Origin of the sequence: Prevotella sp. P5-126, assembly GCF_002251185.1 — a bacterium.
Classification (GTDB): domain Bacteria; phylum Bacteroidota; class Bacteroidia; order Bacteroidales; family Bacteroidaceae; genus Prevotella.
In genome coordinates, this window is sequence record NZ_NPIZ01000085.1 from 1 (window position 1) to 24,771 (window position 24,771).

Consider the following 24,771-nt stretch of genomic DNA (forward strand, 5'->3'; position numbering starts at 1 on the left):
TTAGAAAGCGGGCTATCATAGAGACCGTTAACGATGAACTTAAGAATATTGCACAGGTGGAACATTCCAGACACAGATCTTTCGACAACTTCATTGTCAATACTCTTGGAGCTTTGGCAGCATATTGCTTCTTTCCTAAGAAACCTACAATTGCCGTTCAAAGGACTATTGATAGACAATTGACCTTATTCTAATTCGTCGAACTCACGTTAGTTATGACATGCCGTATGGTTTTCAGAAGCCGTGCGGCATGTCTTTTGTTTGTTATAAGCTGACTCCTATACTGTTGTCAAGTAGATAGGAAAAGGAGCAAATGACGTTTGAAGCCATTCAGTACAACTGTGATAGGTGTGAAAACAGACGCCAGTAAGCATGGTGTGAAATATCTATTTGTAGGCAAATCAAATTGTTTTGCTGACCAATTTCATCGTATCTTCTCAGCAAATTCATTGAATTTCCTCAGCAAATACATTGAATTTGGTCAGCAATTTCATTGAGTTTACTGAGCAAATACATTGAATTTGCTCAGTCATCAACTATTCGTTGATTTAAAGTGAAATAGGCTCGTATGGCAAATCGAATACATCTGCCACAGCATGGTAGGTCACTTTGCCATTAACCACATTGAGCCCTTTGTAGAGTGCATGGTCGTCTTTGCAAGCCTTCCGCCATCCTTTGTCTGCCAGGGCAAGGGCATAACTCAGTGTGGCATTGGTAAGCGCCATTGTAGAAGTATTGGGCACAGAACCTGGAATGTTGGCAACGGCATAGTGAACAATATCATCCACAATATATACAGGATCGGAGTGGGTAGTGGGATGCGACGTTTCGAAGCAACCGCCCTGATCAATAGCAACATCTACAAGTACGGTACCCGGCTGCATCATCTTCAGCATTTCTCTGGTGATGAGGTGGGGCGCTTTGTCGCCCGGAATCAATACGCTGCCAACAACGATATCAATGTCGGGCAGCATCATCTTGATATTGTGTGCAGTAGAGTATAGGGTGTGCGCATTTACCGGCAGTTCCATTTCGAGTTGGCGAAGGCGTGGCAGCGAGATATCTGTAATCCATACGTCAGCTCCGAGTCCGCAAGCCATTCGTGCTGCAGCTTCACCAACGGTTCCACCACCTAATATCAGCACCTTGACGCGGTCAACACCGGGCACACCACTGATGAGTTTACCCTTTCCGCCTTTGGTTTTTTGCAGATAATAGGCACCGTTGAGTGTAGCCATACGACCAGCCACTTCGCTCATAGGGATGAGCAACGGCAGTTTATGGTTGTCAGTTTCCACTGTTTCGTAAGCCAGACAGACCGCTCCGGTTTTTATCATAGCCTCGGTAAGTTGTCTGTCGCATGCAAAATGAAAGTATGTGAAAACGAGTTGGTCCTGTTTAATCAACTTGTATTCCTGTTCTATAGGTTCTTTCACCTTGATAATCATCTCTGCCTCGTTATAGACAGACGCTATGTCGGGGAGAATTTTAGCCCCCACAGTTTCGTATTTTTCATCACTGAACCCGCTGTTGATGCCTGCTGTGTGTTGTACAAACACTTGGTGCCCATGGCGAATAAGTTCTGCTACTCCGGCGGGTGTCATGCCAACTCTGCTCTCGTTGTTCTTGATTTCTTTAGGAATACCGATTTTCATAATAGTAGGGTTTTAAGTTAAACATATTTTTTACGCCGTAAATTTATGAAAAAATCGAATAACTTGTATTTCACAGATGAAAAAAATAGCATTTTTTAATATAGAAAATAGTCGTTTTGATGGGTAGAGTTTGCAAAACGAAATAAATCACAGATAATAGCGGTTTTAGAGCTGACAGAGCCGGACAAAGACAGACCTTAATGGCCACAAGCGGACAATGGCAAACACAGCCGGACGATTATGGACAAAGACAGACTGACAGGCTGGCAATTATCTGCAGTGGAACCCATGTCATATCGAAAGATCAGGATAGGGCGTTTCTGAAAAAAGCATAAAGAAAGAGAGAAATGTTTGGTAGTCTCCATAAGAAATCGTAACTTCGCACTTTGAAACAATAGTGTTTCGTAGAGATAAAACAAAAACCTGATGAAGATTCAATCAACAAAATACAATCGCCCAATACATCAGATGTGGCACATGATGGCTATGACGGTGATGCTGCTGATGCTGGCTGTTACACCGCCCATCATGGCGCAAGAGAACCAAAGAGCATTGCCCGATTCTACGCTACATCTGCCTGAACTCAACGCTTACGGACAGATGCAGCCCGCTGTGAGTCATTGGCCTGTGGGCTATGTCGGGATGGACAACTGGAAACTGCATAAGGGCATGAACCTCATGCTCGGTGCAAGCGTCTTTACTTCGTTTGGCAAAGGATGGAAAGGTGCAGGCTTCAGCCAGCAGGTCAGCGGCATGTATGCACTGCCAGTGACCGAAAAACTGTCGCTCGCCGTAGGTGGCTACTTCCATAATGCCGATTGGGCAGGCTATAATCTCCGTCAGGCAGGATTCAATGCCGTGCTCGATTATCGTTTCTCACAACGTTGGGAAGGATTCCTCTACGGACAGAAAACCTTGATGGGTAATAAGATTCCTGTGCCCGTCTATGACCATGAACTCGGCGATAGAATAGGGGCAGCCGTTCGCTACCACTTCAATCCATCGACATGGATACAGGTATCGCTCGAAACAGGCCATCGCCCATATTATTATTAATGTAGAAAACAACAACGACAGCATGATAGTCTGTATAGCAGAGAAACCCAGTGTTGCACGCGACATCGCACGCATCATAGGTGCCAATACAACCCATGACGGATATATAGAAGGCAACGGATACCAGGTGACATGGACCTATGGTCACCTCTGTACGTTGAAAGAACCCAACGACTATACGTCCATGTGGAAGTCATGGAATCTCTCATCACTGCCCATGATACCGCCACGCTTCGGTATCAAACTGATAGAACAGGACAGTATCAAGCGCCAATTTGCCGTTATCGAGAAACTGATGAAGCAAGCCGAACGCATCGTCAACTGCGGTGACGCCGGACAAGAGGGAGAACTGATACAGCGATGGGTGATGCAGAAGGCCGGTGCTACCTGTCCGGTCAGCAGATTGTGGATATCGTCGATGACCGATGATGCCATCAGAGAGGGATTTGCCAATCTGAAAGACCAAGCAGACTATCAGCCTCTCTATATGGCTGGACTGTCGAGAGCTATAGGCGACTGGCTGTTGGGAATGAATGCCACGAGACTCTACACCTTGAAATACGGTCAAAACAGACAGGTGCTCTCCATCGGACGCGTGCAGACTCCGACGCTGGCACTCATTGTGAACCGACAAAAGGAAATAGAAAACTTCAAACCAGAACCCTATTGGGTGCTCGCCACCATCTATCGCGACACCACTTTCACGGCTACCAAAGGAAAGTTTACCAATGAGGAAGAGGGCAAACAGGCATTCTCTACCATCGAAGGAAAAACCTTCACGGTGACCAGTGTGCAGAAGAAAAACGGTACCGAACAGCCACCCCAACTCTACGACCTCACTTCGTTGCAGGTGGATTGCAATAGAAAATTCGGATTCTCTGCCGAGATGACGCTCAATCTCATACAGGCTCTCTACGAGCGGAAATACACCACTTACCCGCGTGTAGATACGCAGTATCTGTCAGACGATATCTATCCCAAGTGTCCTGCTACGCTCAACGGACTCTATCAGACACAGTTCGCCGGTGTGGCACCATATGCTGATTTTATCAAACCCATTGGCGGAAAGACGTTGAAAAAGTCGAAAAGGGTGTTCGACAGTGCCAAAGTCACCGACCACCATGCCATCATACCAACAGGAGTGGTGCCACAAAACCTCTCTGACGCAGAACGAAAGGTGTTTGACCTTATAGCCAGACGCTTCATCGGGGTGTTCCTGCCCGACTGTAAATTCTCTACTACAACAGTCACCGGACAGGTAGATGACATCGACTTCAAGGCTACGGGAAAGGAAATACTCGATCCGGGATGGCGTGTGGTAAGGGATACGAAGAAGGATGTGGTGGATGATGAAGAGAAAAAGCCCGACGACGAAGAGTGCACACTGCCTACTTTTGTCAAAGGTGAAACGGGCGAACATCAGCCAACACTCACAGAGAAATGGACTACACCACCCAACTGGTATAACGAGGCATCACTCTTGCGTGCCATGGAAACTGCCGGAAAATTTGTGGAAGACGAAACACTCCGTGCTGCCATGAAGGAGAATGGCATTGGCAGACCGTCGAGTCGTGCCAGTATCATCGAGACACTCTTCAAGCGACACTATATCAAACGCGACAGAAAGCGCCTCGTGGCTACGCCTACGGGTATCGAACTGATAGACCTGATACACGAAGAACTGCTGAAAAGTCCGGAACTTACGGGCATTTGGGAGAAGAAATTGCGCGATATAGAACATCAGAAATATGATGCCACTCAGTTTATAGACGAACTGAAACAGCAGGTGACTGACATTGTCAATGAGGTGATGCACGACACTACCAACCGCCGTGTGACCGTATTGACAGATGCTGAACTGAAAAAGGTGAAGTCGCCAAAGGCTGAAACAGCATCAAAACCCAAGGCTGCCAAAGCCAAAACCACCAAGGCCAAAGCGAAGCAACAGGCGCTAACTCCCGATGATAGCATCATCGGACAGTCGTGTCCGCTTTGTGGAAAAGGTCATATCGTCAAAGGTAAGACCGCATACGGATGTTCTGACTATCAGCATTGCCGGTGGCGACTGCCCTTCAAAGCATAAAACAAAGCGATGAATACAACTGCGCGCTACCTACCCCTGTTGATGCTCTGCATGCTTCTCATGGCATGTGGTGCCGATCGGGCGCTCAAACAAGGAGACCAGCTGTATGCCACAGGTGACTATTTCGATGCTGCTGCACAGTACCGCAAGGCTTATTCGCAGACATCGCCCAAAGAGCGCACGCAACGTGGACAGATTGCCTTGCGACAGGCGGAATGTTACCGGCGCATCAACTATACCGCAAGAGCCATTACCGCATACCGCAATGCACTGCGTTATAAACAGGGCGATTCTGCCACACGTATGGCTTTGGGACAACAGTTGCTCAAAGTAGGACAATACAAAGAGGCTGCCAAGGTGATGACTGAAATGCTCGATTCGTGTCCGCAAAACAGTATGGCGCAAACGCTCCTGGCGTCTGCCCGTAAGGCTCCGCAATGGAAAAAGGAGGGATCGCGCTATAAAGTGAAACGCGAAGATGTGTTCAATTCGCGACGTTCTGACTATTCGCCGGTATTGGCTGGAGCAGAACACGATCGTCTTTATCTTACTTCTACTCGCAACGAAGCTACTGGCGATGATATCAGTGGCATCACTGGCACTAAGAATGCCGACATCTTCATGGCTCAGAAAGACGAGCAGGGACGATGGTTGAGGCCGCAAGTGATAGATACCGAACTCAATTCCAATGCTGACGAAGGGGCTTGTTGCCTATCGCCAGACGGACGAACCATGTATCTCACCAGTTGTCAGAGCGATGAGCGCTATCCGCGTTTCGCTACCATTGTCACCTCACGCCGTAGCGATGCCACATGGAACAAACCGCAACCGCTTCCTATCACTCGCGATACACTGTCGCTCTATGCCCATCCGGCAGTCAGTCCCGATGGACAATGGCTCTATTTTGTGAGTGACATGCCGGGCGGAATGGGCGGTAAAGACTTGTGGAGAGTGCGTCTGACCGAAGCTGGACTGGGTGGGGTAGAGAATCTTGGAACACCTGTCAATACCCCTGGCGACGAGATGTTTCCTACGTTTCGACCCAATGGCGACCTCTATTTCTCAAGCGATGGACATGAGGGAATGGGAGGACTCGATATCTATATAGCTCATCCGACAGCATCAGGATGGACTATAGAGCATCCGGGCTACCCGCTAAACTCCATGGGCGACGATTTTGGAATGACTTTTGAAGGCAATAAAAACCGTGGATTCTTCTCTTCTAACCGTGGTGATGCCCATGGATGGGATCATATCTACAGTTTTGAAAATCCTGAAATCATACAGACGGTTAGGGGATGGGTCTATGAGCGAGAAGGTTATGAACTTCCCCAAGCTGTGGTCTATATGGTGGGAAACGATGGCACTAACCTCCGACTTAGCGTGATGAACAACGGCTCGTTTACACAAACGGTGCGTCCTGGAGTGGATTATGTATTGATGGCATCATGTCCAGGATATCTCAATCATCAGACCGAACTGCATGTGGTGGAAACCGATGAGTCGCAAGAACATGTCTTGCAGTTTCCGTTGGCAAGTATCACTGCTCCTGTACTGATAGACAATATACATTATGATTTCGATCGTGCCACACTGCGACCAGAGTCAATGGCTGCACTCGACTCGCTGGTAACGCTGCTGAATACCAACCCGCATGTGGCTATCGAACTGAGTGCCCATTGCGACTATAAAGGCAAGGGCGATTATAACAAACGACTGTCGCAAAGGCGGGCTGAAGCTGTGGTGCACTATTTGACAGCACACGGAATCAGTGCCGACAGACTGACGGCTGTGGGTTATGGAAAGGAACAACCAAAGACTATTAAGCACCGTTTGGCGGTGTGTTATCCCTTCTTACAAGAGAATACTGTATTGACGGAAGACTTCATTAAGACACTTACTCCTGAACAACAGGAGATATGCAACCAATTGAATCGCCGCACAGAATTTCGTGTGACCAATACCACCTATGGCATGTTTGATGCCAATGGACAACTCATTCGGAAGTGATTTATACGAATGAAGTGGGGGGAAATGGGGGAATTGGTGGTCGGTAGTTGGTCGATGGAAAAGTTGTTAACATTATACAAAATACTGAAAGATAGTAGGTTGCGGTAGTAGGTGGTCGGTGGTAACAAAATGAATGACTCGCGCACATGCGTATGCGCGAGATATTTAAGGAGAGCTTCAAGGATTATAGATTCTCTTTCACGCAAACATACAGTTCGTAGGCGCCAGCGATGGCGAGTCCAAATATCAACATGCTGATGGTGGGCAACATTTCTATGAGACCTCCGTTCAGTAGTGACTGCGTGAATACTTCTATGTTGGTCTTGGCGATAGTGATGGCATCGCTCATGAGAAGCAATGCTATAGCTATAAGGATACAACCCAATGTCCACACACGATTGAACCAATTGGCACGATTGGGCAACCGGCGCATGACACGTTCGCTAAAACCATTGTCTGCAATAGTCTGTTGTGAAGCTTCTATGAAAAATTGTTGCAAGAGTTGTTCGTCTTTTCTATCCATAGCCATTTTGTTTCAGATATTTGGTTAGTTTTTCTTTTCCTCGGAAGAGGATGGATTTTACAGTTCCCTCCTTCATGTCGGTGATCTTGGCTATTTGGTCTATCTTGTAGCCATCGACCAATTGGAGGGTAATGCAGGTGCGTTCGTCGGGCTTGAGCAGTGATAGGGCATGATAGAGATCCATCTGTAGCGATGGATTGCTGTTGCCGTTGGTCATTGGCTCTGCCACGTTGTCAATGTCGGAAGTGGTTTTTCTGCTGCGCACATAATCGTAGAATACATTATAAGCAATGCGCATCAGCCAAGTTTGAAAGGACGACATGGCGCGAAACGAACCGATGTTGCGCCACGCCTTGATAAAGGTGTCTTGTGCCAAATCATCGCTCAACGGTTCGTCGCCAAGCGTCTGATGGAGGAAGAATCGCCGCACAGGTGACTGATAGCGCACCACGAGCTGGTCGAATGCCCGGCGGTTGCCCATCATAGTGACCTGTGTGACGAGTGCAAAATCGGTGAGTGACTGCATTGCTTTATCTGCTTTCTTGTTCCACTTGGATATATGGTTTCTCTACTTGGATGTATTGTTTCGTATGCCTAATCCTATAGATCTTAGTGCTGCGCATGATTGTTATCTTGTGCAGGGTCAAGTGCACTGGCGTTTGTTTCGGGCGCATTGGGCAACGATTTGTCTTTGGTGAGATACACACTGATAATCTTGCCGAGTCCGATGAAGAATACGAGGGCACCGATGCCGAATCCTAATTCGTCCATGATGATGCCGAGGAATATGGCCAGTCCGATGCCCAGACAGCATTGGCGTACACCGGGAGCATAGTTGGCATTGCTGTTTTTGGCAGAACGCAACAGGTCGGTGGGAATGGGTTGTCCGTTTTGCGCAGCCAGTTCTGCCAAGCGTATTTTGTCTTTTCGGCTTTGACGGATGAAATAGAAGATGAGGCCGATGATTGATATGGGGGCTAAGACAAAGAGTATGAAACAGACGGTAATGACAAATTTTGCACCGAATCCTTCATCGCCTCCATCGTAGTCGAAACTGGCAAAGGGGGCATTGCTACTATTGTTGTTGTAACTGGTGATGGTATCTGTCGCTGTTGCCGTAGTGTCGGAGTAGGCTTCAATAGCTGTTGCAGCGGAAGATGTGGTATCTACCAACTCTTGCGTACGGGGCGTGTGGCGATGCTTCTGCGCCATAGTTGGCACTGATGTGGTGAGTGTGGCGATAAATGCCAGGGTGAATAGTAACTTTCTCATAGCTGTATTCCTTTTGTTTTTGTTTATTTTTTATTGTTTTTGTTTTATTTTCGATTGTTTGACGTGATAGCTACGCAATAAGTTGCAAAGGTGCAATATTTTTTTTAATTTTGCAAGCAAATGACACAGTTACCCATAGATTTTACCGATATGGCCCGTCGTACGATGGGCGAAGAACGCTTCGATTGCTATCTTAAGGCTTTTGAAACGGATGCTCCTGTGAGTATCAGACTGAATCCGGAAAAGGCAAAAGAACTTACCGCAGATGGTGAACGGGTGCCGTGGTGTCGCAATGCCTATTATTTGCCACAACGCCCCAACTTTACTTACGATCCTTTGCTGCATGCAGGGTGCTACTATGTGCAGGAGGCAGGATCGATGTTTCTCGATACTGTCATGCAGCAATGGGTGCCTGACGCACCCGTAGTGATGATAGATTTCTGTGCTGCTCCTGGTGGAAAGTCGTTGTTGGCACGTACTGCATTGGCTGCAGGCAGTGTGATGTTTTCCAATGAACCGATGCGCAATCGCGCAAATATCTTAGCTGAGAATGTGGAGAAATGGGGATATGCTGACCATTTCGTGACCAACAATTTTCCACGCGACTACCGTCGGGCGAAGATGATAGCAGATGTGGTATTGTGTGATGTGCCCTGTTCTGGCGAAGGCATGTTTCGTAAGGATGAGGCCACCATACGCGAATGGAGTATGCAGAATGTTGAGAAGTGTGCCCGTTTGCAACGTGAAATAGTTGCAGATGCTTGGAGTTGTCTGGCAGATGGTGGACTGTTTATATATAGTACCTGTACATTTAATACTCATGAAGATGAGGAGAATATACAATGGATGATGGATGAACTGGGAGCTGAGGTGCTACCCGTAAAGGTGGATGCTGCATGGAATATCACCGGTTCGCTACTTGATGGATTCTCACAGCCTGTATATCGCTTCATTCCCGGAATCAGCAAAGGCGAAGGACTGTTCCTTTGTGTGTTGCGTAAGGGCGGGGCATGGCAACAAGGACACTCGTTGAAGTCTTTGCGCAAGTCGCAACAGAATCTCAATATCATCTATTGCCCCAAAGCACAACCTGATATGGTAAAGGTGGAGGTGAACTATCAACAGGCTATGGCTTATCTGCGCCACGAGGCCATTACCCTCGGTGCAGATGTACCACGCGGTATGGTTGGTATCTGCTTTGAGGGACATCTGCTCGGACTCGCCAAAAATATAGGTAATCGTGCCAACAATCTATATCCTAAAGAATGGAAAATAAGAACAACCTACATACCTAACGAATATGAAACAATACTTAGACATACTTGACCGCATACTGCGCGAAGGAACCCAAAAAGGAGACCGCACAGGAACGGGTACTATCAGCATCTTTGGAACACAATCGCGCTATAATCTGGAGGATGGATTCCCACTGCTGACAACAAAAAAACTACATCTGAAGAGTATCATCTACGAACTGCTTTGGTTTCTTAAAGGGGATACCAATGTGAAATATCTACAAGATAATGGTGTGCGCATTTGGAACGAGTGGGCTGACGAAAACGGTGAACTCGGACCTGTTTATGGACATCAGTGGCGCTCATGGCCCGATTATAATGGTGGAGTGATTGACCAAATCAGTCAAGTGGTAGATCAACTCAAACACAATCCGGATTCTCGTAGAATGATAGTATCGGCATGGAATGTGGCGGAAGTTAATGAGATGGCATTGCCTCCTTGTCATACGATATTCCAATTTTATGTGGCAGATGGTCGTTTGTCACTTCAATTATATCAGCGTTCGGCAGATACTTTCCTCGGTGTACCTTTCAATATCGCATCGTATGCCCTGCTGTTGCAGATGATGGCACAGGTGACAGGACTCAAACCTGGTGATTTCATCCATACCACAGGTGATACACATCTATATCTTAATCATTTGGATCAGGCGCGTTTGCAACTGACACGTACACCGCGCCCATTGCCTGTGATGAAGATAAACCCTGATGTGAAGAGTATATTCGATTTCCAGTATGAGGATTTTCAACTGGAAGGCTACGATCCATATCCACATATTAAAGCGGAGGTTAGCGTATGACATTGCATATTATAGCTGCTGTGGCGCGTAATCGGGCAATAGGTCTTGAAAACAAATTGCTCTATTGGTTGCCCAATGACTTGAAACGTTTTAAGGCATTGACAACAGGACATACCATTATCATGGGACGTAACACATTCCTTAGTTTGCCGAAAGGGGCACTGCCTAATCGCCGCAATGTTGTGTTGAGTCGTACGGTTAAGGAGATTCCTGGTTGTGATGTTTATGCAACGCTTGATGAGGCACTGGCCAGTTGTCAACCAGATGAACAGGTTTATATTATTGGAGGTGCAAGTGTTTATGAGCAGGCACTTGACAAAGCTGACCGGTTGTGTCTGACAGAGATTGATGACACGCCACAACAAGCCGATGCCTTCTTTCCTGACTATAGTGATTGGAAAGTAGAAACGAAAGAAGCGCACGCAAAGGATGATAAACATGCCTTTGCGTACGCTTTTGTGGATTATGTTCGGTCGTAATCCGAGTTTATTGATATATCGTTCCGATAGTCCGAATGTATCGGCTACTATCGGAATGATTTGTTTTTAATCTTGCTCCTCGGTGAAATCAACTACAGGAAGTTGTCTGTCAAAGACTGTGTTGAAAGAAATCAGAGTTTCTGATGAGGCCAATCCCAACGGCTGCAGTTTGTCATGGATGATGTTGAGCAGATGATGGTTGTTCTTGGCGTAAATCTTGATGAACATATCAAAATTACCCGTGGTGTAGTGACATTCTGTTACTTCTGGAATCTTCTGAAGTTCGACCATTACATCGTCAAATTTCTCAGGATTTCTCAGGTTGAGTCCGATATAGGCGCAAGTTTCATATCCTATCTTTTCTGGATTGATGATAAACTGTGAACCTTTGAGTACCCCCATGCTGGTGAGCTTCTGAATGCGCTGGTGAATGGCAGCGCCACTCACATCACAGGCTCGGGCCACTTCAAGGAATGGTACACGTGCGTCTTCTGCGATCATTCGCAATATCTGTTTATCCAAATTGTCGAGTTTTTGTATTGCCATTTTTCTACTTTTTACTATTTGTATGCAAAGTTATGAAAAAATAGCGACAGTTGCAATAATTTATAGTATTTTTGTGCGTTTTTCCTTTAGATTATTACTCATTGCCTGTTTCGTCGGTGCGATTTGTGGCTGCATAGTTGATTCTGAGTGCACCAGCTTGGCGCAATGCTTGCTTAACATCGCTGATAAGTCCCATGTCGGTTTGGCTATCTGCAAGAATACTGACCACCATGTGTTGGCGATCCTCTGACGACATGTGGTCGCGCTCTGTGGCAATGGCTTTCGGCAGTTGATCTATGGTTACACTCTTGCTATTAACCTGTATGCGGGTCTCATTATTGTTGCTGTTTCCTTGACTATCGGTGGGATGGCCGATATATACGTGGATGACACTGCCTCGATGCTCAGTTTTTTCCAGTTCGGTGCCTTGAGGCACAGTGAAGCGAACTCTGATATTGTCCTCACGCATGTGGGTGACTATCATGAAAAAGAACAATACGGTGAAAACCAAATCGGGCATGGATGCAAGGTTGAGACCTGGCATCTCGCGTTTATGACGGCGGAAACGACTCATGGGCGACCTCCTTTCTCTGTTGCTGACGTTGCTTTTGGTGAAGTAGGTATCGTGATATTATCGGTTACTGCTTCACTGATGCGCAGGGGATAACGCTGGGTGATGATATTACGCTGTTGGTCGTTGCACTGAGTGAAATGTATGCCGAATTGCTTTTGTGCCATTGTTTCACGTAAGGTATGGAATGCTGCCACAATGGTGTTCTGCATGTTGAAATAGGCATCGTATGATGTGCGACGATCTGTGGTTACCTCTATCATGAAACGTTGGCTCTGTCTGCTTGCCAAAAAGGATTCTACTTCGTGTTGCAGTTGTTCGTCAGCTACTGTTTGTCCGTCAATCCACAGTGCATCGTTTGCATCGAGATGAATTTGGAGTACATTACTGCGATTGATGTCGGTGGTGGCTGATTGCTCTGACTTAGTTGGTGGCAGTTGGCGCGAGAGACCTTTGTCGCTGTTCATCGATGATGTCATGAGAAAGAACACCAGCAACATGAAAGAAATATCGGCGGTGGACGTGGTGTTCAGTAGTGGAACTTCATGGTGATGACGACGGATGAACATAGACGGCAAATTATTTTCTCTGATGGATACGACGGTTTATGCCAGACAGACCATAGGCAACGAAACATGCTGCCACAACCATCATGATCAAGGATACTGTGATGAGACCATCGGTGGTCTTTAGCCAAAAACGGTCTGTGTAGCTAATGCCGTTGATGATTATGGGAGTAGAAGATCCAGCAAGACAGGCAATGGTCAGAAAGAGCAGGGTGGTGATAGCAACTCCATAAGCAATTTTTCGTCTGGGTACTCGGTTGCTTTCAGCAATGCTATCTGTGCGGTTGCGCAACGAGCGCACTACTGACAATACCATGACTATTGCCACGATGATTATTGTGGCATAAATGAACCACAATATGACTTCTGCCAGTAGGTAATCACCAATATTAGTCATGCTGCTGCTTGTATTTAGATAAAGCATCTATCAAGCTGATGGCACTTTCCTCCATCTGCGAAGTGAGATGTTCTATCTTGGAGAGTATATAGTTGTAGAAGAATTGCAGAATGAGTGCTACTATAATACCGAAGATGGTGGTGATAAGTGCCACTTTCATGCCTTCTGCAACAATGGTTGGACTGATGTCGCCTGCCGTTTGGATGCGGTCGAATGCTATTACCATGCCTATTACGGTTCCGAGAAATCCCAAAGACGGTGCGGCGGCGATAAAGAACTTAATCCACGAACACCCCTTTTCCATATTGCTAATCTGTACAGAACCGTAATTGGTGAGCTGACGGTCTATCTGGTCGAGTGGTTCTTTCTGATGGAGTAATCCTTGATAGCAGATGCTTGCCACAGGACCACGTGTCTCGCGACAGAGAGTCTTGGCACCTTCTACATCATTGGCTGTTAACCGCTCATCAATGTCTTTCAATAGCTTTTTCGCATTGATTTCTGATAGGGTGAGGTAGAGTATGCGCTCGATGCAGAAAGCCAGTCCTGCAATGAGCGCTAATGCTACGAGTGACATGAAACCTGCTGAGCCCTCAATAAATTTCTGTTTTAGCATCTTGTGGAGACCACCACCTCCTTGAGCGGTAGGGTCCATAGCGTTTAAGTCGGCATCGATGACAGCCATTGCAGAATCGTTATCGATGGTGTCGCTCACGGTAGTGGCAACAGAATCGTTGTGGGTAGTATGCTGGGCAAATGCCTGTTGCATGACGAAAGTAAAGGCAAATACAGCCAGCACTATCGTCCATTTACGTCTTATGTTACGTTGATACATCTTTCTTGTTTCTCTTTTTCGGCGACAAAGTTACAATTAACTAGTCGGAAAACAAAAGAAATCCCGATTTTTCTTCTGACTATATACTTGAATTTAATAGATTGACGATACAGAGTTCAAAGAAATGCTAAAATTGTTCTTTTTTTCCGTAATATTATTAAAAATAAACGGATTGCATTGTGGATAGGCCGATTTTCCTTTGTCGTTTCGTAGAAAATCCTTAATTTTGCATGTCATACAGAAGAATTTTATCATTTAAATAGCATAACATGAACAAGAAAGTTGTAAATACTGTGGTGGTCATCGTCATCTTATTGCTTATCGGTGGCGTGGCATATCTCGCCATCAGTTTGAATCAAGAGAAACAAGCCAACAAGGATATGCAGGAATTGGCGGCTCTCGACAAAAAGGAAATGGAAAACGAATATCAGCAGTTCGCCGACCAATATAATGAAATGAAAACGCGTATCAATAATGACTCTATCGTAGAACAATTGACTCGCGAACAGGAACGCACCCAACAACTTCTTGCTGAACTGAAGAAGACAAAATCTGATGATGCCGCAGAGATTACACGCTTGAAAAAGGAACTCGCGCAGGTGCGTAGCATTTTGCGTAGCTATGTGCTACAGATTGACTCACTCAACCAACTCAATGCAGAGCTGATGAATGAAAATAATCGCGTGCGTGGAGAACTTGCACAGTCTAATCAGCAGAATATGGCATTGGCTTCTGATAATATGTCGCTCTCTGAAAAGGTTGCCGTTGCTGCCCAACTGAATGCAGCTAATATAGATATTGTGATGCTTTATAAGAAAGCATTTTCATCAAGTTCTCGGGATCGTGTTAAACATCCTCATAAAATTGGTGGATCTACCCAAATGAAGGTGCGTTTTGTCTTGACACGCAATGTGACCGCTCAGAATGGCATGCGTACTATTTATGTCAGAGTACTGACACCTGCGGGTAATGTATTGGGAGCTGGTGAACGCTGCAACTTTGAAGGACAGCAGATTGCATGCACTGCAAGAAAAGATGTGGAATATACTGGTGAAGAAAAGCTTATAGAAGTATATGCTCCGAAAACTACACTCACACCTGGTTCTTATCGTGTGCAGGTTATTGCTGATGGACATGAGATTGGTACACGTACCATCGAACTTGAGAAATAATAGCAGATAGACCTTTTTATATTATTTATGAAACGTATTACAGGATATCTATTAGCTACTTGCGTGGCTTTGCCTGTCGGAGCACAAACGACGCTCACCTTAGACAGTTGCAGAGCTTTGGCACTCAGCAACAATAAACAGTTGGCTGTGGCACATGTCAAACAAGACATAGCTGCCAATATGCGCAAGTCTGCCCGTACGAAATATCTGCCACGTGTCAGTGCCTTGGCAGGTTATGAATACACAAGCCGCGAAATATCACTTCTCAGTGATGATCAGAAGAAAACTCTTGGTAATATGGGTACCAATGCGACAGCAGGAATTGGCGGAAAGGCTAACGAGTTGTTGCAGGCTGTACCACAAGGTGTATGGCAACAACTTGGACAGTTGGGATTCACTCCTGAGGGAATCCAACAACAACTTACTGCAGGTATAGGAAGTTTGGCAGGATCGCTCAACCAAGTGGGCGCTGGTATTGTAGATGCTTTCCATACCGATACTCGGAGCATGTGGGCTGGAGCCATCATGGTGACACAACCTGTTTATATGGGTGGTGCTATTACCGCAATGAACCGTATGGCTGATATTGGTGAGCAGTTGGCTGCCAATAGTGCGCATGCTCAACGACAACTCACACTCTATAGCATTGATCAAGCCTACTGGCAGGTTGTTTCGCTCCGCCATAAGCAGAAATTGGCCCAGAGCTATCTCGACCTCGTCAAAAAGCTTGATGGTGATGTTCAGAAGATGATAGAAGAAGGTGTGGCTACTCGCTCCGAAGGACTTAGCGTTAGTGTGAAAGTCAATGAAGCAGAGATGACCCTTTCGAAAGTCAATGACGGATTGACACTGGCAAAGATGTATCTTTCCCAGTTGTGTGGACTGCCGATGAATGGAAGTGTTACACTCGCTGATGAGGAAAGTGAGAATATTGCTCAGAACACCTCTTGTGCAAAAGCCGATGTTGCTGTCGCTTTTGAACAGCGTCCGGAAATTCGCATGTTGCGCAATACCCTTGATATGACACAACAATCTGTCAAACTCCTAAAGGCTGGCAACCTGCCTCAGGTGGCTATAGTTGGTGGATATGCTGTTAGCAACCCTAATCTCTTCAATGGTTTCGAACGCAAATTTGGGGGAGTGTGGAATGTTGGTGTGTTGGTACGAGTTCCTGTATGGAATTGGGGAGATGTAACCTATAAGGTGCGTGCTGCTAAGGGCGCATCTGCTATTGCCTCGCTCGAACTCGAAGAAGTGAAAGAGAAAATCGAACTGCAGGTTAGCCAAAGTTCATTCCGACTCAATGAGGCAAGCAAGAAACTTCAACTGGCTATGGCAAGTACGCGCAAGGCGGAAGAAAACCTTCGTACTGCAAATCTCGGATTTCGTGAAGGTGTCATCCAATCCACTACAGTGATGGAGGCACAGACTGCTTGGCTTCAGGCGCAGTCTCAGAAGATTGATGCAGAGATTGATGTGCGCCTCAGTCAAACCAATATGCAGAAAGCACTTGGTACATTGGAAAATTAAGAGAGAATAAACGATACAATAAAGATAGAAAATAGGAGAAAGATATTATGTCAGCAAAATCACAACATAACAACGTACTATTAGCCATCCTGGGATTCACTACAGTTGTGGTGGTTGTGGGAATTATCGGCTTCTTCGCTTTCAGCCATGAAAAGGAAAATATCCAAGGACAGGTGGAAGTTAGTGAATACCGAGTGTCAAGCAAGGTTCCTGGACGTATTCTTGAAATTCGTGTCAAAGAGGGGGATTATGTCAAAGTGGGTGATACACTCGCTATTTTAGATGCCCCAGAAGTACGTGCCAAGATGGAACAGGCCCAGAGTGCAGAGAATGCTGCTGCCGCCCAAGAGGAAATGGCACGTAACGGGGCGCGACAGGAACAGATACAAGGTGCCTACCAAGTATGGCAACAGGCCAAGGCAGGACTTGATATTGCACAGAAGTCATATCAACGTGTGCAACGCCTTTTTGATGAAGGTGTGATGAGCGCCCAAAAGCGCGATGAAGCATTTGCCAACTATAAAGCCATGGAGGCTCAGGCTAAAGCTGCAGAGAGTCAGTATAATATGGCTCGAAATGGTGCACGTCGTGAAGAAAAACAGGCAGCACAAGCACTTGTTGGCAGAGCCAAGGGGGCTGTTCAGGAAGTTACCTCTTATATTAATGAAACTGTTCAGATTGCCCAAATGGAGGGTGAGGTCAGCAATATTTATCCAAAAGTCGGCGAACTCGTTGGCACGGGATCCCCCATCATGACCATTTCTATTATGAGCGATCTATGGGGCACCTTCAACGTGCGTGAGGACCAGTTGGGTGGACTTGCTGTTGGCAAGACCTTCAATGCCTATGTACCAGCTTTCAACAAAACTATTCCTATGAAGGTTTATTATATGAAAGACCAGGGGTCCTATGCTGTATGGAAGGCAACTAAAGCCAACGGTCAGTATGACTTGAAAACCTTTGAGGTAAAGGCACGTCCCACACAGCCACTTGAAGGATTACGTCCGGGCATGTCGCTTGTCATTCAGGACTAACGGAAAATAACATACTTTTTAAATGATATTTTGAAACAGCTTCGACAAATATACGGAATTGCGGTGCGTGAGTGTGGCATTATCTGCCACAACCACATCTATTGGCTCTGTATGGTGGTATTTCCTCTGCTGGTGATGTTTTTTTTCACAGCAATGATGTATGAGGGGAAACCGCTCAAAATGCCTGTTGGAGTGGTAGATCTCGATAATTCTTCTACTACGCGTAGCATTATTCGTCGGCTCGATGCCTTCCAGACATCACATGTTGTGGCGCGTTATCCCAGTGTGGCTGAGGCACGAAAAGCAATACAGGAAAATCAAATCTATGCCTTTCTTTATATACCCGAAGGCACAACAGATGATCTGATGGCAAGCCGGCAGCCGAAGATGTCGTTCTATTATACGCAAACTTCTTTGGTGGCAGGCTCGCTGTTGTTCAGTGATCTCAAAACTATTTCCACATTGGCATCGGCTGCTGTCGGTCAGGCCACACTGCTTGCCAAGGGATTTACTGACGAACAAGCACAAACCTTTCTGCAACCCATAAAGGTCGATTTGCATCCGCTCAACAATCCGACAACAGACTATAATGTCTATCTCTCCACTATGCTTGTGCCAGGATTGATGATGCTCTTCATGTTTCTTATCACTCCATATTCTATTGGCACGGAACTCAAGTTTGGACGCTCCAAACAATGGATGGAGATGGCTGACAATAAGGCATGGGTGGCTCTCATTGGTAAATTCACACCACATGCCCTTGTATTTCTGATACTCACCATGACTTATGCCTACTATGTCTATGGCATACTTGGTTTCCCACATCCGGGTGGAACACTGCGCATTATCATGCTCACACTGTTGCAAGTATTTTCTTCTTTAGGTTTCGGTATCTTTATGTTCGGCCTTTTGCCATCTCTGCGTATGTCGATGAGTACCTGTTCGCTGTGGGCAGTGCTAAGTTTCTCAATGGTAGGATCTGCATTTCCTGCCATGGCTATGGATGGTGCTTTGCAGTCGCTGGCGTGGCTCTTTCCGTTGCGCCACTATTTTATGATTTATCAGACATGTATCTTCAACGACTATCCGTTGGCAGATGCATGGTCGCATATTGCAGTTCTTGTTGCTTTCGCCTTGTTGCCCATATTGGTGGCGCCAAAGATTCGCAATGCCATGTTGAACTATGTCTATATTCCCTGACGCGCTATGATGAAAAAACTATTCAAAACCATAATCAGTGGTATATACGACGCTTGTCTCATATGGAAGGATGAGATGCGCCAGATCTTTAAAGACGAGGGTGTGCTCATTTTCTTTATCCTTGTGCCCTTAGGCTATCCGCTGCTCTATTCTTGGATCTATAACAATGAGGTAGTACGTGAAGTGCCAGTTGTAGTTGTAGATGATTCACATTCTTCTGCCAGCCGTCAATTTATACGTTCCTGCAATGCTACACCGGATGTAAAGGTGGTGTGCTATGCCTCAAATATGGATGAGGCCAAGAATCTTGTGGGGCGACAAGTTGCACGTGCCATCTATCATATACCTGCAGATTTCCAGTCGCGTTTGAATCGCATGGAACAGACAGCCGTGGCTGTATTCTGCGATATGAGTACAATGTTGACCTATAAGGCTGCATATATGACAGCTATCAGTGTGACCCAACAGATGAATGGTGAAATTCAAGTCAGATTGTCGGGTAAATATACCCAACGGGAAGAAGAAATACTGACCCAACCGCTTGACTATGATGCCCAACCGATTTATAATCCATCGGGAGGTTACGGATCCTTTATATTACCAGCAGTGCTGATCCTCATACTACAGCAGACATTGGCATTGGGTATTGGCTTGTCTGCCGGTTCTGCACGCGAAACAAACCGTTTTGAAGACTTAGTACCTATACAGAAACACTATCATGGCATTTTCCGTATTGTTATGGGCAAAGGATTGGCTTATTTCATGATTTATGCCATTATGGGCACATACCTCACCGTTGTAGTGCCGAGAATATTTGATTTCCCATGTTTGGCCCATTGGCAGGATCTTCTTGCCATGCTGATACCCTATATTTTAGCATGTATTTTCTTTGGCATCACCATATCATGCATAGTGCGTTATCGTGAGAATGTTATGCTCTTGGTGGTATTTGCCAGTGTTCCCCTTCTGTTCCTCAGTGGAGTTTCGTGGCCTCAGTCTAATATTCCTGGCTTTTTGCAGGGTATTTCATGGATATTCCCCTCTACCTTTGGCATTCGTGCCTATGTTCGCATGAACTCAATGGGGGCTACCCTCAGCGATGTATTGACCGAATACCGTGTGCTGTGGCTGCAAGTACTGGTATATTTTGTGTTGGCATGCCTTGTCTATCGCTATCAGATACTCTTGATGCGTCGCCATATCTTTGACAGACTACAAGATATGAGGAAGAGAAAAATGGAAAACAACTGATTTGGGATAAAAGGATAATCATAGTGTGGTATCCGATTAACGAATCAAATGTCCTGCATATATGATCTACCAAATACTGCATCCGTTGATCAACGGATGCAGTATTTCCATATATTATGGGTCACTTGCAAAAGCGTGTGGATAGCATAGCACAATAAAAGCAAGCAGGTGTGCGTTTATAGAGTAAACGTTAGAACAAAATGGAACAGTATAGACTCTTAGCAGAATGCCTGTTGCCAGCCCGCATGCATTGACCGTTAGTTCTTTCTCTTCAGACTAATGAAGATCTATGCCTAATCCACACACTTTTACTGGTGACCCAAAAGAAGATTGAAAACAAGTAAATCGCACATATTTTTATAATTATTATGCAAAATCCCCATCATCTTCCACGTTAATGTGGGGTATGATGGGGAGATTGTTATAGATTTAGCTGTATCTAATGATAGATTACGTCGGTATAAGTGTGTAGATTATGATTTTTTGACACCAACGATTTCTGTTTTGGGTAGTTCCTTGTTGCGGCGGTTCACTACAGTTACAACAGCCTGTGCTAGATTGATGAATGCAATGCCTGTTGCGCTGTCACTATTGAGAGCTGCCGGAGTGCCTTGGTCGCCACTGTCGCAGATGCCTTGTACAAGGGGTATCTGTGCCAAGAGCGGAACCTGCATCTCTTCTGCCAACTGTTTGCAACCTTCTTTACCGAAAATATAATATCGGTTAGTGGGCAATTCTGCAGGAGTAAACCATGCCATGTTCTCTACCAGACCAAGAATGGGGACATTGACTTTCTCGTTGCGATACATGTCGATTCCCTTACGAGCATCTGCTAAAGCTACCTGCTGGGGGGTCGAAACGATTACAGCACCAGTGATAGCGAGTGTCTGCAATAGAGTAAGATGGATATCGCTTGTACCCGGTGGGGTATCGAGAATGAGATAGTCGAGCTCTCCCCAATCGGCATCGGCAATAAGTTGCTTCAGGGCATTGCTTGCCATGCCACCACGCCACAATGTGGCTGTTTCGGGTGAAACAAAGAATCCGATAGACAGAAGTTTTACACCGTAGGCTTCAATAGGTTCAATGAGGTCGCGACCATCCACATTTACTGCATATGGACGTGCATCCTCTACATTAAACATCTTTGGCATAGAAGGTCCGAAAATATCTGCATCGAGCAGACCTACCTTATAGCCCAGACGTGCCAAGGCGATAGCGAGGTTTGCTGAAACAGTACTTTTACCCACACCGCCTTTACCGCTACTTACTGCTACCACATTCTTAACTTGTGGTAATAGTTTGCCAACCTCAGGACGTGGCTTTGATTTGAATTCGGTGGTAATCTCTACCACAACGTCTTTGCCACAATGGTATTTAATGGCTGCCTCGGCTGCCTTGACAGTTGATTTAAGAAATGGGTCGGTGTCACGTGGAAATTCAAGCACTACATGAACGCGCCAGGGTTCATTGTCTGCAGACGGTGCGGCAACAGCAGGTTGATCGGCCACCATACCGCTTTCAATAAGGTTTTTCTTGGTGCCTGCATACGTCACAGTCTGCAGTGCATCCATAATCATTTGGGGATATAGTGTCATTTTAATTGTTTGTAATATATAAAAAAGCTGATGGTAACACTGCTATATCGGTATGTCATCACCGTGAAAATTAGAAGTTTACTCCAAAGTTGACAAAGAGGCTACGGGTGTGAGCTGCCTCAAAATCATCGTGGCGCACATTGGCAATACCCAAATCGAAACCGACTTCAGCATAGATCATGTTGTATTCGGCACCGCAACCTAAGCGGAGACCACCATCGAAACGTTGGAAACGGTCGCTGTCGAATGCACTTGATGTTGTGCGGTCTGCATAGTTTTTTATCTTTCCGCCCACACCGAGTGCGATATAACCACCTAAGAAAGGTTGGAGGAAGAAGTCATCGTCAGCATTGATGTTGTATTTTACTACACAGGGAATTTCTATATAACGCAGACGATAGGTTTTTTTGATTCCATCTGACAGACTCTTACCACCCTTTTCTGCATAGTAAGCGCCGGCTTCGAGCCATATTGGAGTATTGTTGGCGAGCTGCAAACCATAGACGGCACCAATGTTTAAACCGGTGCGAGCGTCAAGGTCAAAGGGTGCATCGTCACAACTCGTGCTGGCTGAGTTCAGTCCCAAACGAATACCGTAGTAACTCTCGGTGTCGTTGTGGTTGTAGCGGCTGCGGCTGCGATTGGATTGGTACTGTGCAAATGTCGGCATAGCCATGACGGTAGCCAACAATATTAGGATAAATTTTCTCATAGTCGTTGTTGTTTTTGTCTGTTATGTGATGCAAAGATACATATATTTATTGGATTACGGAGGGGGAAAGTCCTAAAAAGCTTAGGTATTTTCCTAATATATCCTAAAGAGGACAATTATTTCGCACGAAAGCGTGACAATCCGTTGTCGAGCCAATCGGTGTATTGTTTCACATCTTCGTTATAGGAGCGACTTGGAGCAAGTGCATGACCGTCGGGGGTCAGCAAAACATAGAACGGCTGGGTATTGGCGCCGAACTTGCTTGCTTGTAGGAAACTCCATTTGTCGCCTACAGTACGTAATGTACGCATGCGTTTGCCGTCGTTCACTTCAATGGGTCGTGCCAATGGTGTCTTGTCGTCAACATACAGCGAGATGAGAATGTAGTCGTCTGTTAATCGTTTTGCTACATTGGCATCGCTCCATACTGCCGCTTCCATCTTACGGCAGTTGACACAACCGAAACCTGTGAAGTCGATAATGACAGGCTTACCTTGTGCCCGTGCTGCTTCCATTCCTTGTTCGTAGTCCTTATAAACAGCTTCAACGGTTTTGCCTGATTGCATATTGAAGTCTTGTGTGAACATGGGTGGCGCAAAGGCGCTAATGGCTTTCAGTGGAGCTCCCCACAATCCAGGTATCATATAGATGGTGAAGGCAAAACTGATCAGACCAAGGAAGAATTGTGGGATGGGAGTACCTTCTGACTTGTCGGCAGGGCCATGACCGGAAAAATGGAGCCATCCCATAAGATAAGCACCAAGCAGAGCGAAAAGGGCAATCCATATTGATAGGAATACCTCACGGTCGAGCAAGCGCCAACCGTATGCCAGATCGGCTACACTGAGAAACTTCATAGCAAATGCCAATTCGATGAATCCCAATACAACCTTAATGGTGGTCATCCATCCGCCTGACTTAGGTACTGATTTAAGCAATGAGGGGAATAGGGCGAACACACCAAAGGGAATGGCGAGTCCGATGCTAAATCCCAACATACCGAGCGTGGGACCAAGTATATTGCCTTGGGTAGAAACAGCTACCAATAGGAAACCTATGATAGGACCAGTGCAAGAAAATGATACCAGTACCAGGGTGAATGCCATCAGGAAGATGGAGAGATGCGCTGTGAAGAATGATTTGCGCATGGAAAGTTGGTCGGCTTTTTCGTCAATCTTGGTGGACCATGACGAGGGCAAGGTCAATTCGAAAGCGCCAAAGAAAGATGCTGCAAAGACGATGAGCAATAGGGCGAAGAAGATATTGAACCATGCATTGGTGCTTAAGGCATTGAGGGCATTAGCACCGAAGAGGGCGGTGACGAGCAGTCCCAATGCTACATAGATGATGATGATGCTCAGTGCATAAGTCAATGCTTCGCGGATGGCTTTCGTACGTTCTTTATTGCGTTTGAGGAAGAAGGACACTGTCATTGGGATGATGGGCCATACACAAGGTGTAAGTAGTGCGAGGAACCCTCCAAGCAGTCCTGCCAGGAAGATGTATAGCAGTGAATCATCGGGAGTGGTATTGTCGAACGATTGTAATTCTTGGGTGATAGGAGTCCAAAGGGCATTGCCTGCTACTGCTGCAGTGTCTGTTGCTGCGGATGTATTAGCAGTACTGTCAATGGCTATACTGTCGTCCTTAGCTGTGCTTTGATCGCTCAGCGTACTGGCATTGTCAATGGACTTTTGTGTCTGTTCTTCTTTATTCGCGTTGTCAACGATTGTGGCTTTACCACTTGTCTTGAAGTTTGCACTTGACGGCGGCATACACATTTCATCGTTGCATGCTCCGTATTCAAGATAACAGTCGATGCTGTAGTTGGCTTGGGTGAAGCGAATCTTCTGCACAAAGGTGGCGGTATGTTCGAAATAGCGAACCTGTTGGTCAAAGAGGTGATCAAACTTGCTAAGTTCCTTACCCTTGGCCTTAAGTTTTCCTACAAGTGTGGCTCCCTGAATTTTTACAGTATTGAAAGTAGCGGAGATAGGACCTCCATTGCCGAGATTAGTGGAATACACATGCCATCCGTTGTCAATCTTGAGGGTAAAGATGATATCGGCTTCTTGGTTGCCGGTTTCTTTCAATTGTGTGTAAACGTGTACAGGATCGGCCAGTTGGGCTTGTGCAGACACAAGGCAGATCATACCTATAATAATAAGGAAGAGTCTTTTCATAGT

General features: G+C 45.9%; 24 protein-coding genes. 12 read left to right on the forward strand and 12 right to left on the reverse strand.

Annotated features, from left to right (window positions below; all coding sequences use genetic code 11):
• A partial coding sequence (locus CIK90_RS09645; RefSeq protein ID WP_216820902.1) for a transposase occupies positions 1–194 on the forward strand: 194 nt, incomplete at its 5' end.
• A gap of 354 nt (positions 195–548) precedes the next feature.
• Here the strand turns inward: CIK90_RS09645 and ald are convergent.
• A complete protein-coding gene (gene ald / locus CIK90_RS09650; protein WP_094465119.1) occupies positions 549–1,655 on the reverse strand; it encodes an alanine dehydrogenase in 1,107 nt (368 codons plus the stop codon).
• 426 nt (positions 1,656–2,081) lie between these two features.
• Between ald and CIK90_RS09655 the strand changes: the two genes are divergently transcribed.
• The 3 genes from CIK90_RS09655 to CIK90_RS09665 are packed head-to-tail and all read left to right on the forward strand — an operon-like array spanning position 2,082 to position 6,804.
• Entirely contained in the window at positions 2,082–2,711 is a 630-nt protein-coding gene (locus CIK90_RS09655) for a hypothetical protein (protein ID WP_254046326.1), read from the forward strand.
• Positions 2,712–2,733: 22 nt separating this feature from the next.
• Complete coding sequence (locus CIK90_RS09660; RefSeq protein WP_094465121.1) at positions 2,734–4,794, forward strand: DNA topoisomerase 3; 2,061 nt, start codon at positions 2,734–2,736, stop codon at positions 4,792–4,794.
• A gap of 9 nt (positions 4,795–4,803) precedes the next feature.
• The gene (locus tag CIK90_RS09665) at positions 4,804–6,804 is read left to right on the forward strand and encodes an OmpA family protein (protein ID WP_094465123.1); all 2,001 of its coding nucleotides are present in this window, start codon (positions 4,804–4,806) and stop codon (positions 6,802–6,804) included.
• 184 nt (positions 6,805–6,988) lie between these two features.
• Here CIK90_RS09665 and CIK90_RS09670 read toward each other — a convergent pair whose 3' ends face one another.
• The 3 genes from CIK90_RS09670 to CIK90_RS09680 form a co-directional block, all read right to left on the reverse strand.
• Positions 6,989–7,327, reverse strand: a complete 339-nt coding sequence (locus tag CIK90_RS09670; RefSeq protein WP_158214664.1) for a DUF5056 domain-containing protein — start codon at positions 7,325–7,327, stop codon at positions 6,989–6,991.
• Complete coding sequence (locus CIK90_RS09675; RefSeq protein WP_094390651.1) at positions 7,320–7,853, reverse strand: RNA polymerase sigma factor; 534 nt, start codon at positions 7,851–7,853, stop codon at positions 7,320–7,322. The genes CIK90_RS09670 and CIK90_RS09675 overlap by 8 nt, the downstream gene beginning before the upstream one ends.
• 83 nt (positions 7,854–7,936) lie before the next feature.
• The gene (locus CIK90_RS09680) at positions 7,937–8,599 is read right to left on the reverse strand and encodes a DUF6249 domain-containing protein (protein ID WP_094440399.1); all 663 of its coding nucleotides are present in this window, start codon (positions 8,597–8,599) and stop codon (positions 7,937–7,939) included.
• A 120-nt stretch (positions 8,600–8,719) separates the two neighbouring features.
• Here CIK90_RS09680 and CIK90_RS09685 point away from each other — a divergent pair, with 120 nt between their 5' ends.
• The 3 genes from CIK90_RS09685 to CIK90_RS09695 are packed head-to-tail and all read left to right on the forward strand — an operon-like array spanning position 8,720 to position 11,173.
• Positions 8,720–9,925, forward strand: coding sequence for a hypothetical protein (locus CIK90_RS09685; RefSeq protein WP_094465125.1), 1,206 nt, complete (start codon positions 8,720–8,722; stop codon positions 9,923–9,925).
• Entirely contained in the window at positions 9,900–10,694 is a 795-nt protein-coding gene (locus tag CIK90_RS09690; protein WP_094390648.1) for a thymidylate synthase, read from the forward strand. Before CIK90_RS09685 ends, CIK90_RS09690 begins: the two co-directional genes overlap by 26 nt.
• A complete protein-coding gene (locus CIK90_RS09695) occupies positions 10,691–11,173 on the forward strand; it encodes a dihydrofolate reductase (protein ID WP_094390647.1) in 483 nt (160 codons plus the stop codon). Before CIK90_RS09690 ends, CIK90_RS09695 begins: the two co-directional genes overlap by 4 nt.
• 66 nt (positions 11,174–11,239) lie before the next feature.
• Here CIK90_RS09695 and CIK90_RS09700 read toward each other — a convergent pair whose 3' ends face one another.
• The 5 genes from CIK90_RS09700 to CIK90_RS09720 form a co-directional block, all read right to left on the reverse strand.
• Positions 11,240–11,719 (reverse strand): Lrp/AsnC family transcriptional regulator, encoded by a 480-nt coding sequence (locus CIK90_RS09700; protein WP_094390646.1) that lies wholly within the window; start codon positions 11,717–11,719, stop codon positions 11,240–11,242.
• A gap of 94 nt (positions 11,720–11,813) precedes the next feature.
• The gene (locus CIK90_RS09705) at positions 11,814–12,293 is read right to left on the reverse strand and encodes a biopolymer transporter ExbD (RefSeq protein ID WP_094390645.1); all 480 of its coding nucleotides are present in this window, start codon (positions 12,291–12,293) and stop codon (positions 11,814–11,816) included.
• Positions 12,290–12,859, reverse strand: a complete 570-nt coding sequence (locus CIK90_RS09710) for a biopolymer transporter ExbD (RefSeq protein WP_094435699.1) — start codon at positions 12,857–12,859, stop codon at positions 12,290–12,292. The genes CIK90_RS09705 and CIK90_RS09710 overlap by 4 nt, the downstream gene beginning before the upstream one ends.
• Positions 12,860–12,869: 10 nt before the next feature.
• Positions 12,870–13,253, reverse strand: coding sequence for a hypothetical protein (locus CIK90_RS09715; protein WP_094465127.1), 384 nt, complete (start codon positions 13,251–13,253; stop codon positions 12,870–12,872).
• Positions 13,246–14,022 carry a MotA/TolQ/ExbB proton channel family protein gene (locus CIK90_RS09720; protein ID WP_094390726.1) on the reverse strand — a complete coding sequence of 259 codons (777 nt, stop codon included), beginning with the start codon at positions 14,020–14,022 and terminating at the stop codon, positions 13,246–13,248. Before CIK90_RS09720 ends, CIK90_RS09715 begins: the two co-directional genes overlap by 8 nt.
• Positions 14,023–14,357: 335 nt before the next feature.
• On the opposite strand from CIK90_RS09720, the gene CIK90_RS09725 reads away from it, so the two are divergent.
• Genes CIK90_RS09725 through CIK90_RS09745 form a run of 5 tightly spaced genes read left to right on the forward strand, consistent with a single transcriptional unit; the run spans position 14,358 to position 20,275 of the window.
• The gene (locus tag CIK90_RS09725; RefSeq protein ID WP_094435695.1) at positions 14,358–15,260 is read left to right on the forward strand and encodes a hypothetical protein; all 903 of its coding nucleotides are present in this window, start codon (positions 14,358–14,360) and stop codon (positions 15,258–15,260) included.
• A gap of 27 nt (positions 15,261–15,287) precedes the next feature.
• Entirely contained in the window at positions 15,288–16,790 is a 1,503-nt protein-coding gene (locus CIK90_RS09730; protein WP_094390641.1) for a TolC family protein, read from the forward strand.
• 47 nt (positions 16,791–16,837) lie between these two features.
• Positions 16,838–17,824: an HlyD family secretion protein gene (locus CIK90_RS09735; RefSeq protein ID WP_094390640.1), complete on the forward strand. Its 987-nt coding sequence runs from the start codon at positions 16,838–16,840 to the stop codon at positions 17,822–17,824.
• 30 nt (positions 17,825–17,854) lie between these two features.
• The gene (locus CIK90_RS09740; protein WP_094465129.1) at positions 17,855–19,024 is read left to right on the forward strand and encodes an ABC transporter permease; all 1,170 of its coding nucleotides are present in this window, start codon (positions 17,855–17,857) and stop codon (positions 19,022–19,024) included.
• A gap of 9 nt (positions 19,025–19,033) precedes the next feature.
• Complete coding sequence (locus tag CIK90_RS09745) at positions 19,034–20,275, forward strand: ABC transporter permease (protein ID WP_371596009.1); 1,242 nt, start codon at positions 19,034–19,036, stop codon at positions 20,273–20,275.
• Positions 20,276–20,748: 473 nt separating this feature from the next.
• Here CIK90_RS09745 and CIK90_RS09750 read toward each other — a convergent pair whose 3' ends face one another.
• The 3 genes from CIK90_RS09750 to CIK90_RS09760 all read right to left on the reverse strand — a co-directional run bounded on the left by CIK90_RS09750 (position 20,749) and on the right by CIK90_RS09760 (position 24,768).
• Entirely contained in the window at positions 20,749–21,873 is a 1,125-nt protein-coding gene (locus CIK90_RS09750) for an Mrp/NBP35 family ATP-binding protein (protein ID WP_094390638.1), read from the reverse strand.
• A gap of 70 nt (positions 21,874–21,943) precedes the next feature.
• Complete coding sequence (locus tag CIK90_RS09755) at positions 21,944–22,585, reverse strand: outer membrane beta-barrel protein (RefSeq protein WP_094440391.1); 642 nt, start codon at positions 22,583–22,585, stop codon at positions 21,944–21,946.
• 116 nt (positions 22,586–22,701) lie between these two features.
• A complete protein-coding gene (locus CIK90_RS09760) occupies positions 22,702–24,768 on the reverse strand; it encodes a protein-disulfide reductase DsbD (RefSeq protein WP_094465133.1) in 2,067 nt (688 codons plus the stop codon).
• Positions 24,769–24,771 lie beyond the last annotated feature (3 nt).